This window comes from Rhodococcus sp. BP-332 (genome assembly GCF_019836065.1).
GTDB lineage: Bacteria > Actinomycetota > Actinomycetes > Mycobacteriales > Mycobacteriaceae > Rhodococcoides.
The window spans coordinates 285893-307025 of record NZ_JABUEC010000001.1; the positions used below are offsets into that span (position 1 = coordinate 285893).

At 69.9% G+C, this 21133-nt stretch carries 18 protein-coding genes and 1 pseudogene; 1 reads left to right on the top strand and 18 read right to left on the bottom strand.

Going from position 1 to position 21133, the window contains the following annotated elements:
- Positions 1-94: 94 nt before the first annotated feature.
- The 10 genes from pyrF to HQ314_RS01325 form a co-directional block, all read right to left on the bottom strand.
- The gene (gene pyrF, locus HQ314_RS01280; protein ID WP_308119182.1) at positions 95-937 is read right to left on the bottom strand and encodes an orotidine-5'-phosphate decarboxylase; all 843 of its coding nucleotides are present in this window, start codon (positions 935-937) and stop codon (positions 95-97) included.
- Complete coding sequence (carB, locus tag HQ314_RS01285) at positions 934-4338, bottom strand: carbamoyl-phosphate synthase large subunit (protein WP_051613218.1); 3405 nt, start codon at positions 4336-4338, stop codon at positions 934-936. Before carB ends, pyrF begins: the two co-directional genes overlap by 4 nt.
- The gene (carA, locus tag HQ314_RS01290; protein ID WP_027505259.1) at positions 4338-5492 is read right to left on the bottom strand and encodes a glutamine-hydrolyzing carbamoyl-phosphate synthase small subunit; all 1155 of its coding nucleotides are present in this window, start codon (positions 5490-5492) and stop codon (positions 4338-4340) included. Before carA ends, carB begins: the two co-directional genes overlap by 1 nt.
- The gene (locus tag HQ314_RS01295) at positions 5489-5992 is read right to left on the bottom strand and encodes a hypothetical protein (RefSeq protein WP_027505258.1); all 504 of its coding nucleotides are present in this window, start codon (positions 5990-5992) and stop codon (positions 5489-5491) included. Before HQ314_RS01295 ends, carA begins: the two co-directional genes overlap by 4 nt.
- The gene (locus tag HQ314_RS01300; RefSeq protein ID WP_222649038.1) at positions 5993-7309 is read right to left on the bottom strand and encodes a dihydroorotase; all 1317 of its coding nucleotides are present in this window, start codon (positions 7307-7309) and stop codon (positions 5993-5995) included. It lies immediately after the preceding gene.
- Positions 7306-8265, bottom strand: a complete 960-nt coding sequence (locus tag HQ314_RS01305; protein WP_308115639.1) for an aspartate carbamoyltransferase catalytic subunit — start codon at positions 8263-8265, stop codon at positions 7306-7308. The genes HQ314_RS01300 and HQ314_RS01305 overlap by 4 nt, the downstream gene beginning before the upstream one ends.
- Positions 8262-8837, bottom strand: coding sequence for a bifunctional pyr operon transcriptional regulator/uracil phosphoribosyltransferase PyrR (gene pyrR, locus HQ314_RS01310; RefSeq protein WP_027505255.1), 576 nt, complete (start codon positions 8835-8837; stop codon positions 8262-8264). Before pyrR ends, HQ314_RS01305 begins: the two co-directional genes overlap by 4 nt.
- 90 nt (positions 8838-8927) lie before the next feature.
- Entirely contained in the window at positions 8928-9488 is a 561-nt protein-coding gene (gene nusB / locus HQ314_RS01315; protein ID WP_051613217.1) for a transcription antitermination factor NusB, read from the bottom strand.
- A complete protein-coding gene (gene efp, locus HQ314_RS01320; RefSeq protein ID WP_027505254.1) occupies positions 9489-10052 on the bottom strand; it encodes an elongation factor P in 564 nt (187 codons plus the stop codon).
- Positions 10053-10152: 100 nt separating this feature from the next.
- Positions 10153-11262, bottom strand: coding sequence for a Xaa-Pro peptidase family protein (locus tag HQ314_RS01325; protein ID WP_222649040.1), 1110 nt, complete (start codon positions 11260-11262; stop codon positions 10153-10155).
- Between the two features lie 119 nt (positions 11263-11381).
- On the opposite strand from HQ314_RS01325, the gene HQ314_RS01330 reads away from it, so the two are divergent.
- Positions 11382-11975: a B-4DMT family transporter gene (locus tag HQ314_RS01330; protein WP_027505252.1), complete on the top strand. Its 594-nt coding sequence runs from the start codon at positions 11382-11384 to the stop codon at positions 11973-11975.
- 12 nt (positions 11976-11987) lie between these two features.
- Here HQ314_RS01330 and aroB read toward each other — a convergent pair whose 3' ends face one another.
- From aroB to alaS, 8 genes and pseudogenes are all read right to left on the bottom strand, one after another.
- Positions 11988-13097 carry a 3-dehydroquinate synthase gene (aroB, locus tag HQ314_RS01335; RefSeq protein ID WP_027505251.1) on the bottom strand — a complete coding sequence of 370 codons (1110 nt, stop codon included), beginning with the start codon at positions 13095-13097 and terminating at the stop codon, positions 11988-11990.
- Between the two features lie 191 nt (positions 13098-13288).
- Positions 13289-13780, bottom strand: a pseudogene (locus HQ314_RS01340) (shikimate kinase); the annotation flags it as partial.
- 83 nt (positions 13781-13863) lie between these two features.
- Positions 13864-15051 (bottom strand): chorismate synthase, encoded by a 1188-nt coding sequence (gene aroC / locus HQ314_RS01345; RefSeq protein ID WP_027505250.1) that lies wholly within the window; start codon positions 15049-15051, stop codon positions 13864-13866.
- Positions 15052-15063: 12 nt separating this feature from the next.
- Positions 15064-15615 carry a prepilin peptidase gene (locus HQ314_RS01350; protein WP_056444731.1) on the bottom strand — a complete coding sequence of 184 codons (552 nt, stop codon included), beginning with the start codon at positions 15613-15615 and terminating at the stop codon, positions 15064-15066.
- A 79-nt stretch (positions 15616-15694) separates the two neighbouring features.
- Positions 15695-16534, bottom strand: coding sequence for a shikimate dehydrogenase (locus HQ314_RS01355; RefSeq protein ID WP_222649044.1), 840 nt, complete (start codon positions 16532-16534; stop codon positions 15695-15697).
- Positions 16531-17880, bottom strand: coding sequence for an endolytic transglycosylase MltG (gene mltG / locus HQ314_RS01360; protein ID WP_222649544.1), 1350 nt, complete (start codon positions 17878-17880; stop codon positions 16531-16533). Before mltG ends, HQ314_RS01355 begins: the two co-directional genes overlap by 4 nt.
- A complete protein-coding gene (ruvX, locus tag HQ314_RS01365; protein WP_051613214.1) occupies positions 17877-18455 on the bottom strand; it encodes a Holliday junction resolvase RuvX in 579 nt (192 codons plus the stop codon). The genes mltG and ruvX overlap by 4 nt, the downstream gene beginning before the upstream one ends.
- A gap of 2 nt (positions 18456-18457) precedes the next feature.
- Positions 18458-21130, bottom strand: a complete 2673-nt coding sequence (gene alaS / locus HQ314_RS01370; protein ID WP_222649046.1) for an alanine--tRNA ligase — start codon at positions 21128-21130, stop codon at positions 18458-18460.
- Positions 21131-21133: the final 3 nt, after the last annotated feature.

Below are 21133 nucleotides of genomic sequence, written 5' to 3' on the forward strand. Positions count from 1 at the left end.
TGCCACCGGATTGACCAGCGGCGATAGCGACCGTACCCGGGCAGGGCGCCGATTGCGAACTTGCCCCCCGCCGCCGTGTCGCCGCGATGGTGGTCTATGCGAGGGCGTTCTCGACGGTGTCGCGAGCGACGATCGCCGCCTCCCGTAGAGCGGCCACGTCCGGTCCGTGTCGTAGGACGTCGCGGGAAGAGTTGGGCAGCAACAACTCTGACGAACCCTGGAACAGGGAGGGCAGGTCCTGCGCGGTGGCACCCTGGGCGCCGAGTCCGGGCGCGAGGATCGGCCCCGAGAACGTCCGCAGATCGAGCCCGTGTCCGCGTGTCGCACCCACCACGAGACCCATGACGTCGTCGTTCGCCCGCGCGTTGACCGCCGCGGCCTCGTCGACCACGGCCTGCGCGACACTCGCACCGGTGGCGGTGACCGCCTGTTGCAGCGCCGCGCCCTCGGGATTCGACGTGCGTGCGAGCACGAACAGGCCGCAACCGTGCTCAGTCGCCTGCTCGACGAACGGCGTCAGCGCACCCACCCCGAGGTAGGGCGAGACCGTCACGGCGTCCGAGGCGAGTGGTGAGGACGGGTCCAGCCACGCCCGGGCGTACGCCTCCGACGTGGACCCGATGTCCCCACGCTTCGCGTCCGCGACGACGAGCACGCCCGCCGCACGCAGATCGACGATGGTCCGCTCGAGCACGGCGAGTCCACCGGACCCGAAGCGCTCGAAGAACGCCACCTGCGGCTTGACCACCCCGATGTCCGACGCGAACGCCTCGACGCAGAGCCGCGCGAAGCGGTCGAGGCCCGCCACGGTGTCGTCGAGGCCCCACGACGCGAGGATCGCGGAGTGCGGATCGATGCCGACACACAGGCGTCCCCGCGACCGGACGGCCGCGGTCAGCTTCCTGCGCCACACCCCGGCCTCCGGACTACCGGTCACCGAGGGGTGACCGGGTCGGTCGTGGCCGTCGGCCCGGTGCCCGCTCGCAGGTACGTCGTCAGCGAGCTGTGCAGATCCTGGAGCGACTGCACCCCGATGTCGCCGCGGATGCTCGCCTCGATCCCCTGCACCGCGGCCGCGGCACCCTGCACGGTGGTGATGCACGGGATGTTGCGCGCCACCGCGGCGCTGCGGATCTCGTACCCGTCGACCCGCGGGCCGGAGTTGCCGAACGGTGTGTTGAACACCATGTCGACCTCCCCCTCGCGGATCAGGTCCACGATGGTCCGCTCACCGTCCTCGAGCACGTCGGAGTGCTTGCGCACCACGTCGCTGCTGATGCCGTTGCGGCGCAGCATCTCCGCCGTTCCCTCGGTCGCGAGGATGCGGAAGCCCAGATCGGCGAGCCGCTTGACCGGGAACACCATCGACCGCTTGTCGCGGTTCGCGATGGACACGAAGATCGACCCCGTCGTCGGCAGCGAGCCGTACGCGGCGGTCTGGCTCTTCGCGAACGCGGTACCGAAGTCCGCGTCGATTCCCATGACCTCGCCGGTCGACTTCATCTCGGGGCTCAGGAGGGTGTCGACGCCACTGCCGTCCGCCTTGCGGAACCGGTTGAAGGGCAGCACGGCCTCCTTGACCGCGACCGGTGCATCGAAGGCAGCGTGCCCGCCGTCACCGGTGGGCGGCAACACGCCGTCCGCCCGCAACTCCGCGATGGTGGCGCCCAGAGCGATCCGGGCCGCGGCCTTCGCGAGCGGCACCGCCGTGGCCTTGGAGACGAAGGGCACCGTGCGGCTCGCACGAGGGTTGGCCTCGAGCACGTAGAGCACGTCGTCCTTGAGGGCGTACTGCACGTTGAGCAGCCCGCGGACCCCGATCCCGAACGCGAGCGCCTCCGTCGATCGGCGGACCGCGTCGATGTCGGTGCGGCCGAGCGTGATCGGGGGCAGCGCGCACGCGGAGTCGCCGGAGTGGATGCCCGCCTCCTCGATGTGCTCCATGACGCCGCCGAGGTAGACCTCGGTGCCGTCGCACAGGGCGTCGACGTCGATCTCGATCGCGTCCTCGAGGAACCGGTCCACCAGCACGGGGTGCTCCGGCGTGAGCTCGGTGGCGCGGGAGATGTAGTCGTCCAGCGACGCCTCGTCGTAGACGATCTCCATGCCGCGTCCGCCCAGCACGTACGACGGACGCACGAGCACGGGGTAGCCGATCTCGCTCGCGATGCGCTTCGCGCCGTCGAACGTGGTGGCCGTGCCGAACTTCGGCGCGGGCAGACCGGCGGCGACGAGCACCTCACCGAACTCCTTGCGGTCCTCCGCCAGGTCGATCGCCTCGGGCGACGTGCCGACGATCGGCACACCGGCGTCCTGCAGTCGCTGCGCGAGACCGAGCGGCGTCTGCCCACCGAGCTGGCAGAGGACACCGACGACACCGGGTCCGCCCTCGCCCGACTCCTTCTCCGCCAGGTATACCTCGAGCACGTCCTCGAACGTGAGCGGCTCGAAGTACAGACGATCCGCCGTGTCGTAGTCGGTGGAGACGGTCTCGGGGTTGCAGTTCACCATCACGGTCTCGTAGCCGGCGGCCGAGAGCGTCGTGGCCGCGTGCACGCACGAGTAGTCGAACTCGATGCCCTGGCCGATGCGGTTGGGACCGGAGCCCAGGATGAGCACCTTGCCGAGCGTGGTCTGCGGGGCCACCTCGGTCTCCGCGCCGGGATCGAGCTCGTACGTGGAGTAGTGGTACGGCGTCTTCGCCTCGAACTCCGCGGCGCACGTGTCGACGGTCTTGAAGACGGGCCGCACTCCCAGCCGGTGGCGCAGCGAGCGCACCCCGTCCTCGCCCGCGAGCTCGGGACGCAGTGCCGCGATCTGCCGATCGGACAGGCCCGAGTGCTTGGCCCGACGCAGCAGGTTCTCGTCGAGGACGGGAGCGTCGAGCAGCCGGGTCCGCAGTTCCACCAGACCGGCGATCTCGTCGATGAACCACGGGTCGATACCGGACGCGGCGGCGACCTCCTCGACGGTGCCGCCGAGGCGCAGCGCCAACTCGGCGTCGTAGATGCGTCCCTCGGTGGGAACCTTCAGGTCGGCGAGCACCGCCTGCAGATCGTGCGCCCGGTCCCCCGCCAGCACCTCGTCCGACGTGGTCCAGAATCCGGTGGCCTTGGTCTCGAGCGACCGCAGCACCTTGCCGAGCGCCTCGGTGAAGTTGCGGCCCAGGCTCATCGCCTCGCCGACCGACTTCATCGTCGTCGTGAGGGTGGCGTCGGCGCCCGGGAACTTCTCGAACGCGAAGCGCGGCGCCTTGACGACGACGTAGTCCAACGTCGGCTCGAAACAGGCCGGTGTCTCGCCCGTGATGTCGTTGACGATCTCGTCGAGGCTGTACCCCACCGCGAGCTTCGCCGCGATCTTGGCGATCGGGAATCCCGTCGCCTTCGAGGCGAGTGCACTCGACCGCGAGACGCGCGGGTTCATCTCGATGACGATCAGACGACCGTCCTTCGGATCGATCGCGAACTGGATGTTGCATCCGCCCGTGTCGACGCCGACCTCGCGGAGGATGGCGATGCCCAGATCGCGCATCTTCTGGTACTCGCGGTCGGTGAGCGTCATCGCCGGAGCGACCGTCATGGAGTCGCCCGTGTGCACACCCATCGGGTCCACGTTCTCGATCGAACACACGATCACCACGTTGTCGCGGTTGTCGCGCATCAGCTCGAGCTCGTACTCCTTCCACCCGTAGATGGACTCCTCGATGAGCACGTTGGCGGACGGCGACGCGGCCAGTCCGCCGCCGGCGAGACGCTCGAGATCCTCGGTCGTGTACGCCATGCCGGAGCCGAGCCCGCCCATGGTGAAGCTGGGCCGGATGACGACGGGCAGGCCGAGTTCGGCAACGGTGTCGTGCACCTCGGCCATCGTGTAACAGACACGCGACCGGGCACTCTCGCCGCCGACCTTCGCGACGATGTCCTTGAACTTCTGGCGATCCTCACCACGCTGGATCGCCTCGAAGTCGGCTCCGATGAGCTCGACGTCGTACTTCTCGAGGATCCCCTGCTCGTGCAGCGCCACCGCGCAGTTGAGCGCCGTCTGGCCGCCGAGGGTGGCGAGCACCGCATCGATGGGATGGCCCTCGGCCTTCTCCTTCGCGATGACCTTCTCGACGAACTCCGCCGTGATGGGTTCGACGTAGGTGGAGTCCGCGAACTCGGGGTCCGTCATGATTGTCGCCGGGTTCGAGTTCACGAGGCTGACCCGCAGGCCCTCCTCGCGGAGCACACGGCAGGCCTGCGTTCCGGAGTAGTCGAACTCGCAGGCCTGACCGATGACGATCGGTCCGGATCCGATGACCAGGATGTGCTGGAGGTCTGTGCGCCGTGGCATTACTGGCCGGCTTTCTTGTCGAGGAGCTGCAGGAAACGGTCGAAGAGGTACTCGGCGTCGTGCGGACCGGCCGCGGCCTCGGGGTGGTACTGCACCGAGAACGCCGAGTCGTCGAGCAGGCGGACACCTTCGACGGTGCCGTCGTTCGCGCACGTGTGGCTGACGATCGCCCGGCCGAACGGGGTGTCGAACTCCTCGCCGGCCTCGCCCTCGAGCGCGAACCCGTGGTTCTGGGCCGTGATGGAGATGCGGCCCGTGCCGTGTTCGATCACCGGGATGTTCATGCCCCGGTGACCGAAGGTCATCTTGTAGGTGGAGCGGCCGAGTGCGCGGCCGAGGATCTGGTTACCGAAGCAGATGCCGAACAGCGGGGTGCCGTCACCGAGCACTTGCTCGGTCAGCCGCACCACGGAGTCCGCGGTGGCCGGGTCGCCCGGTCCGTTGGACAGGAACACGCCGTCCGCGCCGAGTGCCCGCACCTGGTCGATGTCGGCGTTCGCGGGGACCACGTGGACCCGGATTCCCCTCTGCGCGAACATGCGTGGCGTGTTCGACTTGATGCCGAGGTCGACCGCGACGACGGAGTACCGGGGCTCGCCCTCGGGGTCGACCGTGTAACCCTCGGTCGTGCTCACCTCGCCCGCCAGATCCGCACCCACCATGCTCGGCTGGCTGCGCACGGTCTCGATCAGCGCGTCGACGTCGGTGAGGGCCTCGCCGGAGAAGATGCCGGCCTTCATCGACCCGCGGGTGCGCAGGTGCCGCACCAGCGCGCGGGTGTCGATCTCGGCGATGCCGACGACGTCCTGCCGCGCCATCTCCTCGCCCAGGGTGCCGGTCGAGCGCCAGCTCGAGCTGCGGCGGCTGGGGTCGCGGACAGCGAACCCGGCGACCCACATACGGGAGTCGTCGGCGTCGCCGGTGCGTCCGACGGACTCGTTGTCCTCACCGTTCCAGCCGGTGTTGCCGATCTGCGGGGCCGTGGCCACCACGATCTGGCGGTGGTAGCTCGGATCGGTCAGCGTCTCCTGGTAGCCGGTCATGCCGGTGCAGAACACCGCCTCGCCCAGGGTCGAACCCCGGGCTCCGAACGCGGTGCCACGGAAGATGCGCCCGTCCTCGAGGACCAGTGCCGCGGCGTCCTGGGTGCTCACGCGGTCTCCTTCTCGTCACTGCTCGTGTCGTCCACCCACTGCGGGTAGACCGTCTTGTCGTCGGCTCGGAAGCCGGTGTCGATCTCGGTGCCGGTGGGCAGTTCCCAGCGGACGACCAGCAGGCCGTCCCTGGTCATGACCTTGCCGGCGAGGCCACGCTCGGTCCGCACGGCGCGGAGCGAGTCGGCGGGCATCCAGATGTCGGACTCCCCCGTGCGCTCGAGCAGGATGCCCGTCTCGTAGCGCGTCAGCGTTCCGGTGGCGCGATGGCCCATGTCGCCCACGGCGATCCGGTTCTGCCAGCTCGGGGCCAACGTCGATCCCACGTACAGACCTGTGCAGGCCGGGGTGACGACGGCGCCGAGCTGCTCCGGCACGGCCGGGAGGGTTCCGATCGCGTCGGCCTGACGCTTCTGACGGTTCTTCCAGCCCCAGATGATCAGGCCGATCATGGCGACCCAGAACACGAGGAAGCCGACCACCAACAGCACTCTGTCCATCTAGTTCATCCCTCCCGATGGCGCGGCCGCGACTCCGTCGCGGCTGGTGATCCGTCCGCGCAGCAGCGTCGCGGTGACCTTCGCGGGCAGCTCGAGCGACTCGTACGGGGTGTTGGCGGACAGCGAGGCCAGATCCTTCGGGACGACGGTCCACCGGACGTCCGGGTCGACGATCGTCAGGTTGGCGGGCTCTCCGACCGCGATGGGCCGACCCTGGTCGGTGAGCCCGGCGATCTCCGCCGGTCGCTCGCTCATGACCCGTGCGACGCCGCGCCAGTCGAGCAGACCGGTCTCCACCATGGTCGTGACGATCACCGACAGGGCGGTCTCGAGACCGAGCATGCCGGGCCGGGCCTGCGAGAACTCGCAGCACTTGTCCTGCTCGGCGTGCGGCGCGTGATCGGTGGCCACGCAGTCCACGACACCCGAGGCCAACGCCGCGCGGAGTGCCTGGACGTCGGAGGCCTCCCGCAGCGGCGGGTTCACCTTGTTCACGGCGTCGTAGGTCTCGAGACGCGAGTCGTCCAGGAACAGATGGTGCGGTGTCACCTCGGCCGTGATGGCGATGCCCTGCTTCTTCGCCCAGTCGAGGAGCTCCACGGTGCCGGCGGTGGAGGCGTGGCAGATGTGGACGCGGCTGCGCGCGTCCCGCGCGAGGATCGCGTCGCGGGCGACGATGGACTCCTCCGCGGACCGGGGCCATCCGGTGAGACCCAGGCGCGCCGCGGTCGGACCCTCGTGGGCGACGGCACCTTCGGTGAGCCGCGGCTCCTCGGCGTGCTGGGCGATGAGCACTCCCAGGCCGGCCGCGTACTCGAGGGCACGGCGCATCAGCAGTGGGTCGGCGACGCAGTGACCGTCGTCCGAGAACATCCGGACCGCACCGACACCGGCGTTCATGGTGGCCATCTCCGCCAGGGCCTTGCCCTGCAGGCCCACGGTGACGGCGCCGACGGGGTGGACGTCGACCAGCCCGATTTCCTGGCCGCGACGCCACACGTGGTCGGTGACCACCACGGAGTCCGCGACCGGAGAGGTGTTCGCCATCGCGAAGACGGCGGTGTATCCGCCGAGAGCTGCTGCGGCGGAACCGGTCTCGATGGTCTCGGTGTCCTCGCGGCCCGGCTCCCGGACATGGGTGTGCAGATCGACGAAGCCGGGCAACAGAACGCCACCGGCACCGTCCACGATCTCGGCACCGTCGGGAACGGTGATGTCCGCGCCGATCGCGTCGATGACACCGCCCGACACCACCACGTCCACGGGATCACCCTCGCCGTAGGGGCGCACCGAGCGCAGCACCACGGTCCCGCTCATCGCGCGAGTCCCGGTGTCGGCTCGGACCCGATGAGCAGGCGGAACAGCACTGCCATACGCACGTGCACTCCATTCTGGACTTGTTGCAGGACGGCGGTCTCGGGTGCGTCGGCGACCGAGAAGCCGATCTCCATGCCGCGGAGCATCGGACCGGGGTGCAGCACCACCGCGTGGTCGGGGAGCAGATCGAACCGCTTCTGCGACAACCCGTATCCGATGGAGTACTCCCGCGCCGACGGGAAGAAGCCACCGTTCATGCGTTCGGCCTGGACGCGCAGCATCATGACGGCGTCGAGCGCCGGCAGCTCGGAGTCGAGCGACGGTGCCACGGTGACAGGCCACGTCTCGATGCCGACCGGCAGCAGCGTGCGCGGCGCGACGACCACCACCTCGGCACCGAGCGTGGCCAGCAGGAACGCGTTGGACCGGGCGACGCGGCTGTGCAGGACGTCACCGACGATGGCGATGCGGCGGCCCTCGATTCCGCCGAGACGCTGGCGCAGCGTCAGCGCGTCGAGCAGCGCCTGGGTGGGATGCTCGTGCGTGCCGTCGCCGGCGTTGATCACGGCCGGACCCGAGCCGTCGGACAGGGCCGTCCACTGGGCGATGCGGTGCGCCGCACCGGACGCGGGGTGCCGCACGATCAGGGCGTCCGCGCCGGCCGCTCGCAGCGTGAGGGCGGTGTCGCGCAGCGACTCACCCTTCGACGCGGAGGAGCTGCTCGCGCTGACGTTGATGACGTCCGCGCTCATCCACTTGCCCGCGACCTCGAACGACACCCGGGTGCGCGTCGAGTTCTCGTAGAAGACGGTCATGACCGTCTTGCCGCGCAGGGTGGGGAGTTTGCGCACGTCGCGGCCGAGCAGCGCCTGCTCGAAGCGCTCCGCCTCGTCCAGGATGTCGGTGGCGTCGTCGCGGCTCAGGTCCATCGTCGACAGCAGGTGCCGGGCACTCACGAGAGCTCCACCCCGTCTCGACCGTCGTGCTCGTCGAGCAGCACCGAGACGTCCTCGGTGCGCGCGGTCGGCACGTTCTTGCCCACGTAGTCCGCGCGGAGCGGGAGTTCGCGGTGGCCGCGGTCGATGAGCACCGCGAGCTGCACGGCCCGCGGACGCCCGAGATCGCGGAGAGCGTCGAGCGCGGCGCGCACCGATCGGCCGGAGAACAGCACGTCGTCGACGATCACGACGAGGGCGCCGTCCACACCGGTGTCGGGCATCGAGGTGCGCTCGAGCGCGCGATGGGGCTTGCTGCGCAGATCGTCGCGGTAGAGCGTGATGTCGAGAGAGCCGACCGGCGGGCGGAGTCCGGAGTACTCCTCGATCCGCGCCGCGAGGCGCGTAGCGAGAGTGGAACCGCGAGTGGGGATACCCACGAGAACCAGCGGAGCGGCGTCGGCCGAGCCGAACGCGGTCTTCTCGATGATCTGGTGGGCCATCCGGGCGATGGTGCGGCCGACGTCCGCCGACGACAACAGCTCGCGGGACTGGCCTGCTGGACCGGGGGTACCGGGCTCGTCTGAGGACACGAGAACAGGTGACCTCCTTCTCCGCCTCACTGGACGGATCGTTAAAGGATGTCTGACGCGGTGACTATACCAACCACGCCGGGCTCGAACTCAGCTCGAGGCGGGCGGTACGGCGTCGTCGGCGGTGTTCTCCGTCACGGGCCGGCTCTGCGCCGCCGGACGCGCCGCCGCGGCGGCGCGCACCTGGGGTGCGACGAGCACGATCTGGCCCAGCACCCCGTTGACGAAGGACGGCGAGTCGTCGGTGGAGAGTTGCTTGGCCAGCTCGACCGCCTCGTCGACGGCCACCACCGGCGGGACGTCGACCGCGTTGAGCAGTTCCCACACCGCGACGCGCAGGATCGCGCGGTCGACGGCGGGGAGACGATCGAGAGTCCACTGGTGCAGGTGATCCCCGATGACCGAGTCGACGCGGTCGAGGTTCTCGGCCACTCCGGTCACGAGAGTCGTGGTGTACGCGTTGACCGGCGCCACCGTCTCCTCGTGAGCGGACAGCTCGCCGCGCTCGGTCGCGAGCACCACGGGATCGAGATCCCGAGCCTCGGCCTCGAAGAGGAAGTCGACGGCGCGCTTACGCGCCTTGTGCCGTGCTCCGAGCTTCTTCGCCGCCGGCTTGCCCGGTGCGGCAGGGTTCTTGGAAGGCTCGCTCACTCAGGAATTCACGCGCCCGAGGTAGTTGCCGTCGCGGGAGTCCACCTTGAGCTTGTCGCCGGTGTTGATGAAGAGCGGCACGTTGATCTCGGCACCCGTCTCGAGGGTCGCCGGCTTGGTGCCACCGGTGGAGCGGTCGCCCTGCAGACCCGGATCGGTGTGCTGGACGATCAGCTCGACCGTGACCGGCAACTCGACGTACAGCGGCAGACCCTCGTGCATCGCCACCTGGACCTTCATGTTCTCGAGCAGGAAGCGCGAGACCTCGCCGATGGTCGCCTCGGCGACGGAGATCTGGTCGAAGGTGTCGCCGTCCATGAAGACGTAGTCCGAACCGTCGTGGTAGAGGTACGTCATATCGCGTCGGTCGACCGTCGCGGTCTCGACCTTGACGCCCGCGTTGAAGGTTTTGTCGACGACCTTGCCCGACGTGACGTTCTTGAGCTTGGTGCGCACGAAGGCCGGTCCCTTACCAGGCTTGACGTGCTGGAACTCGATGATGGACCACAACTGGTTCTCGATGTTGAGAACGAGTCCGTTCTTGAAATCACTGGTGGAAGCCACTTGCTTCGCGTCTCCTCGTCGACTGTCGTCTCGGTCTCTCGGTACCCGGACGCCGCGCACGGCCTCCGGGCCTGACAAGCACTGGTCGGCAGGCCCTCGCCTACAGAACGGTGAACTCTTTGCTGGTGAGCGTCAGCAGTTCCGGCTCGTTCTCTCGAACGATGAGCGTGTCCTCGATCCGTACGCCTCCGCGACCGGAGAAGTACACGCCGGGCTCGACTGTCACCGCAGCACCGCAGAGCAGTGTACCGGTGCCGGTGGCACCGATTCCCGGCGCTTCGTGGATCTCGAGTCCCACGCCGTGGCCGAGTCCGTGCAGGAACTTGTCCCCGTGCCCCGCGTCCACGATGACCGAGCGAGCCGCTCCGTCCACCGCCTGCACGTCGGCGCCGGGGAGGACGGCGGCGCGTCCGGCGGCCTGGGACTGTTCGACGAGGGCGTACAGCTCGCGCTGCCAGTCCGCGGGGGTGCCCAGCACGTAGGTACGCGTCATGTCGGAGTGGTACCCGTCCACCTCCGCGCCGAAGTCCAGCTTCACCAGGTCACCCTGCTCGAGCACCGCACCGGTGGGGCGGTGGTGCGGCACCGCCGAGTGTGCGCCCGCGGCCACGATGGTCTCGAACGAGATGGCGTGCGCTCCCAGCTCGAGCATGAGGAACTCCAGATCGATCGCGACCTGCTTCTCGGTCCGGCCGGCGCTGATGCCGCCCCGCTCGATCAACGCGGCCAGCGCGGCGTCGGCGACACCGCAGGCGCGTCGCAGCGCGTCGATCTCGCTCTCGTCCTTGATCATCCGCAGCTTCTCCACCAGGCGCGGCAGGCGCTGGAGCGAGAGCGAGGACGCGGCGTCGGACCATGCCTGATGCTCGTCGACGGACACGACGTGCGATTCGAATCCGACGGTCTGCCCGCCTCGCGCACCGCCGGCGTCCTGCAGCAGGCGAACAGGGCCCGCGCGGTCGATCACCGCCGCGAGGTCGGGCACCTGCTCGGCCACCTGCGTCACGTACCGACCGTCGGTGCACACCACGGTGCCGGACTCGTCGGAGGCGGAGTCGTGCGCACTCAGCAGCAGCGCGGCATTGGAACCGGTGAACCCCGTGAGGTACCGGACGTTGAGCAGATCGGTCACCAGGAGCGCGTCGGCCTCCCGGTCGCGGACGAGTTCTCTGAGAGCGTCGCGCCGTGCGGCGCGGTCGGAGGACGGCATCTCTCGAACCTACCGCCGCCGTCACCGACGGCCGGCGACACCGGTCCGCCCGACGACACCGCACCCGGATATGTGGGCAGAAGCACACGCGACCGACCGGGGTGATTACTGTGTGCAGCATGACTGGGTGGGTGGTTCGCGGTGTGGGGATGGCGCTGGTTCATGTGGTGGCACGAGTGCTGCTCGCGCTGGCGGTCTCCGCCTGGCCCGCGCAAGGGTCCGTGTTGCGCATGATCACGCTGGCCGCCGTCGTTCTCGTGGCCGTCGTGTGGGGCGGAATCGACGGGATCAACGCGCACCGCCGCGGTGACCACGGCGAGGGCCGGACCGATTTCACGATGCTGTGGCTGAAGGCGTCGGTCGTGGCCGGTGTTCTCGCCGGGCTCGTCTGCTGGGTGTTCTCGGCGGTGGCGAACCTCGCGGTGAGCAGCAACTCCCTCTTCTTCGAGGTCACCTCCGGCGCGGCGTTCACGATTCTGCTCGTCTTCATCCCCACGGTCATCGCCGTCACGGTGGGCCGTTGGCTGGCCGGACGCGGCGACGACAAGCAGGAGGACCTGCGGCCGGGCAAGAAGGAGGACGCGACCGAGCGTGACCGCGTCACCTCCGGAGCACCCGCACGGGGCGAGTCGGACGCCGACACCGAGGTCTTCGCGCCGGTCCGGGACTCCGATCCGCGCCCGAACCTCGCGAAGGGCGACCGCTCCTCCTGACCGACCCCGTCGTCAGAGGAAGATCGACGACCCCGTCGTCGGCTCCTCACGCGCCACCGCGGAGTACGCGGCGGCCAGCAGCGCCGGATCCGGTCCTTCGAGGCGGCCCGGCTTGGCCAGTCCGTCCAGCACGACGAAGCGCAGCAGCCCGTTGCGGTTCTTCTTGTCCGTCTGCATGCCCGACAGCAGATGGGCGAACGCGTCCGCGTCGTAACTGACGGGCAGTCCCACCGCCTGCAGGATGCTGCGGTGCCGGTCGGCGACATCGTCCGACAGTCGCCCCGCGAGACGTCCGAGCTCGGCGGCGAACACCAGACCCACGGAGACCGCGGCGCCGTGGCGCCACTTGTACTTCTCGCGGCGCTCGATCGCGTGTCCCAGGGTGTGGCCGTAGTTCAGGATCTCGCGAAGATCGGATTCCCGGAGATCGGCCGCGACGACCCGAGCCTTCACCTCGATGGAGCGCCGGATCAGCTCGGGCAACACCTCGCCCGTCGGGTCCAGCGCGGCAGCGGGATCCGCCTCGATGAGGTCGAGAATGACCGGGTCGGCGATGAATCCGGTCTTGATCACCTCGGCGAGCCCGGCCACGATCTCGTTGTGCGGCACCGTCTCGAGGGTCGCCAGGTCCACCAGGACGGCGGCAGGCTCGTGGAAGGCACCGACGAGGTTCTTCCCGGCGTCGGTGTTGATGCCGGTCTTGCCTCCCACGGCCGCGTCGACCATGGCGAGCAGCGTGGTGGGCACGTGCACGATGCGGACGCCGCGCATCCAGGTGGCCGCGACGAAGCCGGCGAGATCGGTGGCCGCGCCGCCGCCCAGGCTGACCACGGCGTCGCTCCGCGTCAGACCGATGCGGCCGAGCACCTCCCAACAGAAGCCGGCGACGGCCAGTTCCTTGCCGTCCTCGGCATCGGGGATCTCGATGCGGTGTGCGTCGATCCCGTTGTCCGCCAGTGCTGCTCGGACGGCCTCAGCGGTCTCGGCGAGCGGAGGCTGATGGAAGATCGCGACGGTGCGCGTGCCCGCGAGCTGCTCCACCAGGTCGGTGAGCAGACCGCGACCGATGATCACGGGGTACGGGTTCGCCGTCCGGACGTCGATACGAACAGGTTCTGTCACGAGAGCGTCTCCTGTGCTGGGGGTGGATCCTGCGGTGGTCGGGTACGGCCGGTCCGTGGTGCCGACTGCCGCGGCAACGGTCCCGGATCGGTGGGGATCGGACGTCCGCCCTTGCGCCGGATCCGGCGCCGCGGCGAGGTCCGCTGCGGTGGTGCGGCCGGCGCGGGGACGCGGTCGGCGGGAGCGACGCCGAGACGGCCGAGCACAGCGGTGACGACGCGAGCAGGGCTGCGGCCGTCCGTGCGGACACGGATGGTGGACACCTCGCGGTACAGGGGTCGCCGAGTGCGCATCAGTTCGCGGTACTTCGCCCGCGGGTCCGAGCTGGCCAAGAGGGGTCGCGAAGCGTTGGCAGTGGTCGCACCGGTGCGCCGGAGGCCCTCGCCGACACTGATCTCGAGGTAGACGACGGTGTGACCGCGGAGCGCCGCACGAGTGCGCGAGGACAGGATCGCCCCACCGCCCAGGGACACGATGCCCGGATACGTGCGCAGCGCATCGAGCACGATGCGCTCCTCGATGGCACGGAACTCCGCCTCACCGCTCTCGGCGAAGATCTGCGGGATGGTGCGGCCGGTGTCCTTCTCGATGGCCACGTCCGTGTCGTACACCTGCGTGCCCAGGGCCTGAGCCAGCCGTCGGCCGATGGTGGACTTCCCGGCGCCGGGTGGCCCGATCAGCACCGCGCGCGGCGGACCGGAAACCTCCCCGGCCTGCCCCGCCCCGGCCTGCCCGGCATCCTGCGACCGGCCTCCGGCCTGCCCGGTCATCGCGGCGGACGGGCTTGCGCGTTCTCCACGTAGCGGCGCACGTTGCCGGCGGTCTCGGCGACGGAGTCGCCTCCGAACTTCTCCAGCGTGGCGCGGGCGAGCACCAGAGCCACCATGGTCTCCGCGACGACCCCCGCGGCCGGCACGGCGCAGACGTCGCTGCGCTGGTGGATGGCCACCGCACCCTCGCCGGTGGACATGTCCACCGTCGCCAGGGCACGCGGAACCGTGGAGATGGGCTTCATGGCCGCGCGCACCCGCAGCGGGGCGCCGTTGGTCATGCCGCCCTCGATGCCGCCGGCGCGGTTGGTGGTGCGGACGATCCCGTCCGGGCCGGGGAGGATCTCGTCGTGGGCGGCGCTGCCGCGGCGGCGTGCGGTCTCGAACCCGTCGCCGACCTCGACACCCTTGATGGCCTGGATGCCCATGAGTGCCGCGGCGAGCTGCGCGTCGAGCTTGCTGTCGCCGGTGACGAACGAGCCGAGTCCCACGGGAAGGCCGTGGACGACCACCTCGACGATGCCGCCGAGGGTGTCCCCGTCGCGCTTGGCCGCTTCGATCTCGGTGATCATGGACTGCTCGGCCACGGCGTCGAACGCCCGCACGGGGCTGGCGTCGATCGCCTCGATGTCTCCCGCCGACGGCTCCGGGCCCTCGTACGGGTCGGACGCGCCGATCGAGATGACGTGCGACAGGACGTCGACGCCGAGGACCTGTTTCAGGAACTGTCGCGCGACGGTGCCGACCGCGACGCGGGCGGCGGTCTCCCGTGCGCTGGCGCGCTCGAGCACGGGCCGGGCGTCGTCGAAGCCGTACTTGAGCATGCCCGAGTAGTCGGCGTGGCCGGGGCGCGGACGGGTCAGGGGCGCATTGCGCGCGAGGTCGGCGAGCACGGCGGGATCGACCGGGTCGGCCGCCATGACGGTCTCCCACTTCGGCCACTCCGTGTTGCCGATCTCGATGGCGACGGGACCGCCGAGCGTCGAGCCGTGCCGGACACCGCCGATGACGGTGACCTTGTCGGCCTCGAACTTCATGCGGGCGCCGCGGCCGTAGCCCAGGCGTCGTCGGGCGAGCTGAGCTCCGATGTCCTCGGAGGTCACCTCGACTCCGGCCACCATGCCCTCGAGAATGGAAACCAGGGCAGGGCCGTGAGATTCTCCGGCAGTGATCCATCGCAACACGGATCGATCTTTTCACGTCCCGGCGTTCACCCACGCCACCAGGGTCGCCGCACACAGAGCGGGTCCGTGCGGAATCCCCGCCGCTCCCCCGGTTCGTCCCGTCATCGCCGCCAGCACCAGCGTCGTCGTCGGTGCCAGCACGGCGGCCACGGTCCACACGGACGGCCCCGAGACCGCGCCCAGTCCCCCGAGTGCGAGACACAGCTTGACGTCGCCGCCTCCGATCGATCCGGGTGACGCCACCGACCCGACGAGGTGGACACCGGCCAGAGCCAGGCCGCCGAGGAGCGCCGACTCGCCCCCACCCTGGTGGGCGGCTGCCAGGAGCACCGCACCCGCGGCGGGCAGCGTCAGATCGTCCGGCAGGCGGTGACGGACCAGGTCGACGAGCGCGACGGCACAGGACCACGCCCCGACCGCGAGGATCGCCACGTCGGTGGTGACCGCGCCGAGCGCGGCACCGACGACGGCGGCCGCGAGCAGGTCGGGCACCGTCGGCGTCACCCACCGACCGACGGTGAGAAGAGCGAGGCAACACAGCGCGGATCCGAGGAGGACGGTCATGCAGTCACGGTGGCACCGGTGACTCCCATGATCCGTGCCGCGGCGACCCGCCCGGGGACGACGGCGCACCCGGGGATGGTCAGGACTCCCGCAGAGCCCGCTCCATCGCAGCACGCGGGGCAGGCATACCGGTGAACTGCTCCACCTGACCGAAGGCCTGGTGCAGCAGCATCGCGAGGCCGCCGACGACGACGCCGCCGGACTCCTCGACCGCGGCGGCCAGCGGCGTGGGCCACGGGTGGTAGATCGCGTCCAGCAGCACGCGCGTCCCGCGCAGTGCGTCGATCATCGCCGCGCCGCCCTCGGGCGGGACGGTGGACACCACGGCTGCCGCGTCCGCGACCGCTCGCGGCAGCGCGTCGTCGTCCGGTGCACTCCACCGGGCGGTGAGACCGGCGTCGCGAGCACAGACCAGAGCTCCCTCCGCCCGCTCCTCGTCCCGCGAGACGACGGTGACCGCACTCGCCCCGAGATCACGCAGAGCGACGAGCGCCGGGCGGGACGTTCCGCCCGCCCCGACGACGACCACCGACGCTCCCGACAGGTCACGGACACCGACCGTGCCGAGGGCGCCCGTGACACCGTCGACGTCGGTGCAGTCGGCGCGCCAGCCCGAGTCGGTGCGTACCAGGGTGTTCGCCGAGCCCACAGCGATTGCGCGCTGCGTTCGTTCGGTCGCACAGGCCAGAGCCGCGAACTTGCCCGGCATCGTCACCGACAGTCCCACCCACTCGGGTCCGAGGCCGTCCACGAACTCCGGAAGCCGTTCCGCGGTGCACTCCACCCGCTCGTAGGTCCACCCGGTGAGCCCGAGCTCCCGGTACGCCGCCGCGTGCAGGACAGGTGAACGCGAGTGCGCCACCGGCGACCCCAGAACGGCCGCGCGCCTCGTCGACGAGGCGTCGGAGACGGACGTCACCGGCCGCTGTCGAGGAACCCGCCCTCGACCTTCGTGATGTTGTCCAAGTGCACCTGGTAGTCGTCGGTGAAGAGCGTCTCACCGGCGGCATTGATGGTGACGAAGTAGAGCCAGTTGCCGGGCTCGGGAGCCTCGGCGGCCTGCACCGCTGCCACACCGGGAGAGCAGATCGGCGTCGCCGGCAGACCCTCCTTGGCGTACGTGTTCCACGGCGTGACGTTCGCACGGTCAGCGTCGGTGGTGGCCACCTCGGTGGTGTCCAGCGAGTAGTTGACCGTCGAGTCGAATTCCAGACGCTGCCCGATGGCGAGACGGTTGAGGATGACGCGCGCCACCTTGGCGAAGTCCTGCGGCAACGCCTCGCGCTCGATGAGGGACGACGCCACGAGCACCTGGTACGGGTCGAGACCCGAGGAGGCGCCTGCCTCCAGAAGACCGGTGTCCTCGTAGATCCCAGCACTCTCGGACACGAGCTGACGCAGGATGTCCGTCGGTGCGGCGCTGGGGTCGAAGTTGAACGTGCCCGCGGCGATGAGCCCCTCGAGCTGACGATCGCGATCCGGCACCTGCCGTACCGCGTCGGTCGCCCAGTCGGCGACACCGAGTGCGGAAGGATCGTCCCCCGCACCCGCGAGGTTCAGGTCGTCGTATGTCACGCACGGAAGACCCTCTCCGACAGCACAACTGGCCTCGGAGATCAGCGTGTAGATGCCCTTGCGGACGGCGCCGGTGTTCACGTCGGTCGAGTCGTGCAGCTGACGGCCCTCGGCGATCTGGATCTGGCCCACTCGCGATGCCGGGTCCACCAGTGCGGAGACGGCGTCGGCCGCCGCCATCTGCGAGCGCATCCGATAGAAACCGGGCTGCACGGAGGTCATCGCGGTGTTCTGGACCGCGGCCTCGTAGAAGGCCGCCGAGCTGGCGGTGACGTCCTTGTCCGCCATCTCGGTCGCGATCTCCTGTGCGGTGTCGCCCGAGGCGACCTGCACCACCACGGCGTCGCCGCCGGGACCCGGGTAGTCCTCCGCGACCGCGGCCCCGCCGCCGGTGAACTTCGACACTCCCCACACACCTCCGACGGCCACGAGGCCGACCAGGACCAGCACACCGAGTCCGCCGATGATGCGCGAGCGACGTTTGCGACCGGCCGCGGCGCGGTCGCGGCGGGTGTCCGCACGGCTCGCGCGGCTCGGGCGGTCACCGGGACCCGACGCCACTCGCGCAGGACGGGCGCGGCGGTCGTCGGCGAGCGGCTGACGGCGCAGGTCGTCGACCGGGAGATTCAGCTCGTCGGTGTCCCACTCGTCGCGTCGGCCGGGCCGCTGTCCACGACCGTCGTCCGTCACGGGGTCGTCCCCGGTGTGTCCTGCTCCGGACCGTGATTCTCGGGCACCGTTGCCCCCTCCTCGTTCGCCTGGGCGACCATCTCTCGCGCCAGGACACTGCGGCGCTCGTCGAGCCACCCTTGCAGGATGGCGACCGCCGCCGCCTGGTCGATCATCGACCGTTGGTCTCTCGCGCGGACGCCGCTGTCTCGAAGACCACGCGCGGCACTCACCGTAGTCAAGCGTTCGTCGGACAGCCGCACCGGCACGCCGGGCAGCGCACGGTGCAGGACTCGGGCGAAACGGACAGCCAGCGTGGCGGCGGTTCCGCGCTCGCCGCGCAGCGTGCGCGGCAGACCGACGATGATCTCGACGGCCTCGTACTCCTCGGCGAGCGCGACGATCCGCTGGACGTCGGCCGAGTCGGTGTGTGTCTTCGCCGCGCGCGGGACCGTCTCGACGGGTGTGGCGAGGGTGCCGTCGGGATCGGAGGACGCCACCCCGACGCGCACGCTCCCGACGTCGATCGCGAGCCGCCGCCCCCGCCCCGGGTCGTCGGCGCCCGGCCGGTCGGGCGCGGAGCTGCCGGCGGCCACCGTCAGGAGTTCCCGGCGATCTCGGTGACGCGACCGAGCAGAGCCTCGATCGCCGCCGGAATACCCGACGCGTCGGACCCGGCTCCCTGCGCGGTGTCGGCCTTGCCACCGCCGCGGCCGCCGATGCTCGGACCGAAGGCACCCACCAGTTCACCGGCCTTCACGCCGAGTTCCTGCGCGGCCTTGGTCAACGACACGACGAACGGCACCTTGCCGTCGACGTCTCCGAACAGCGCCACCACCGCGGGCTGCGTGCCGAACCGGCCGCGAACGTCGCCGACGAGGGTGCGCAGATCCGCGGCACCGACGCCGGCCGGCGCGGGCTCCGCGACGACGAGCAGCGACCCGACCCGGCGCGCCGTGTCGACGTAGGACCCGGCGGACGAGAGCACGGCGGCGGCGCGAGTGGCCTCGAGCTCCTTCTCGGCGACGCGGAGCCGTTCGACGAGGTTCTCGATCCGCGCGGGCACCTCGTCGGTGGGCACCTTGAGCGACGAGGCGACACCGGCGAGCAGCGCCCGCTCCTTGGCGAGGTACTTGTACGAGTCGAGGCCGACGAAGGCCTCGACGCGTCGCACGCCCGACCCGACCGACGACTCTCCGAGGAGCGTCACCGGGCCGATCTGCGACGAGTGCTGGACGTGGGTGCCGCCGCACAGTTCCATCGAGAACGGTCCGCCGATCTCCACGACCCGGACCTCGTCGCCGTAGTTCTCACCGAACAGCGCCATCGCCCCCATGGCCTTGGCGTCGTCGAGATCGGTGACGAAGGTGTTGACCGCGAAGTCGGACGCGACGGCGTCGTTGGTGACGGACTCGATGTCCTCGCGCTGCGACTCCGACAGCGCACCCTGGTACGTGAAGTCGAACCGCAGGTAGCCGGGCTTGTTCAGCGATCCGGCCTGTACCGCGTTCGGGCCCAGGATCTGGCGGAGTGCGGCGTGCACCATGTGCGTGCCGGAGTGTCCCTGGGTGGCGCCGCGGCGCCACTGCTGGTCGACGTGCGCGGTGACGACGTCGCCCTCGGTGAGCTGCCCCTCGTCGACGGTGACCTTGTGCACCCACACGGTCTTCGCGATCTTCTGCACGTCGCCCACGGTGACACTCAGTCCCGGGCCCGTGAGGGTGCCGATGTCCGCGAGCTGTCCGCCGGACTCGGCGTACAGCGGGCTGCGGTCGAGGATGACCTCGACCTTCTCCCCCGCAGCGGCGGTGGGCACCCGCACGCCCCCGGCGATGATCGCGAGAACCGTTGCCTCGCTGTCCAGCTCGTCGAAACCGGTGAACTCGGTGGGACCACGGTCGACGAACTCCTTGTACACCGTCAGGTCGGTGTGCGCGTGCTTGCGCGACTGCGCATCGGCCTTCGCACGGTTACGCTGCTCCGCCATGAGCGTGCGGAATCCGGCCTCGTCGACCTGCAGGCCCGCCTCGGCCGCCATCTCGAGTGTGAGGTCGATGGGAAAGCCGTACGTGTCGTGCAGGACGAAGGCCTCGTCACCGCTGATGCGGGTGCCGCCGGACGCGGTCACGGCCTGAGCAGCGTTGTCGAAAAGGCGCGATCCGGACGTGAGGGTCGCGAGGAACGCCTTCTCCTCGCCGACGGCGACGGACTCGATGCGCGCGAAGTCCTCGACCAGTTCCGGGTACGACTCGGCCATCGTGTCGCGGACGACCGTGACGAACCGCGCCATCGAGGGGTCCTCGGCACCGAGCAGGCGTGCGCTGCGCACGATCCGGCGCAGCAGACGCCGCAGCACGTAGCCACGGCCGTCGTTGCCCGGCGTCACGCCGTCGGCGATGAGCATGACCGCGGTGCGGGCGTGATCGGCGATGACGCGGAACCGTACGTCCGCGTCGTGGTTCTCCCCGTACCGACGGCCGGACAGTGCCTCGGCCTCGGTGATGACGGGACGGACCAGATCGGTCTCGTAGACGTTGTCGACGTCCTGCAGCAGGAACGCCACGCGCTCGACACCCATACCGGTGTCGATGTTCTTGCGCGGCAACGGCCCCAGGATCTCGAAGTCGTCCTTCGACGTCCCCTGTCCGCGCTCGTTCTGCATGAACACGAGATTCCAGATCTCGATGTAGCGGTCCTCGTCCGCCTCCGGACCGCCCTCCTTGCCGAACTCGGGTCCGCGGTCGTAGTAGATCTCCGAGCACGGCCCGCAGGGTCCGGGAATGCCCATGGACCAGTAGTTGTCGGCCATGCCTCGGCGCTGGATGCGCTCGTCGGGCAGACCGGCGACGTCCTTCCAGATCTGGATGGCCTCGTCGTCGTCGAGATACGCTGTGGCCCAGATCCTCTCGGGATCGAAGCCGTAGCCACCGTCCTCGACGGACGAGGTGAGCAGTGACCACGCGAAGCCGATGACCTCGCGCTTGAAATAGTCGCCGAACGAGAAGTTGCCGGCCATCTGGAAGAAAGTGTTGTGGCGGGTGGTCACGCCCACGTTCTCGATGTCGCCGGTGCGCACACACTTCTGCACACTCACGGCACGCGCGAACGGCGGGGTGCGCTGCCCGAGGAAGTACGGGACGAACTGCACCATGCCGGCATTGATGAACAGCAGATTCGGGTCGTCGAGGACCAGCGAGGCGCTGGGGACGGAGGTGTGTCCCAGCTTCTCGAAATGGTCGAGGAAACGACGGCGAATCTCGTGAGTCTGCACGGA

What these genes read in the sequence shown, in the direction of transcription:
- HQ314_RS01295 (WP_027505258.1), bottom strand. Translation starts at nt 5,992, where the DNA reads ATGGACAGAGTGCTGTTGGTGGTCGGCTTCCTCGTGTTCTGGGTCGCC.
- HQ314_RS01350 (WP_056444731.1), bottom strand. Translation starts at nt 15,615, where the DNA reads ATGACCGTCCTCCTCGGATCCGCGCTGTGTTGCCTCGCTCTTCTCACC.
- carB (WP_051613218.1), bottom strand. Translation starts at nt 4,338, where the DNA reads ATGCCACGGCGCACAGACCTCCAGCACATCCTGGTCATCGGATCCGGA.
- HQ314_RS01300 (WP_222649038.1), bottom strand. Translation starts at nt 7,309, where the DNA reads ATGAGCGGGACCGTGGTGCTGCGCTCGGTGCGCCCCTACGGCGAGGGT.
- HQ314_RS01325 (WP_222649040.1), bottom strand. Translation starts at nt 11,262, where the DNA reads ATGCCGTCCTCCGACCGCGCCGCACGGCGCGACGCTCTCAGAGAACTC.
- HQ314_RS01330 (WP_027505252.1), top strand. Translation starts at nt 11,382, where the DNA reads ATGACTGGGTGGGTGGTTCGCGGTGTGGGGATGGCGCTGGTTCATGTG.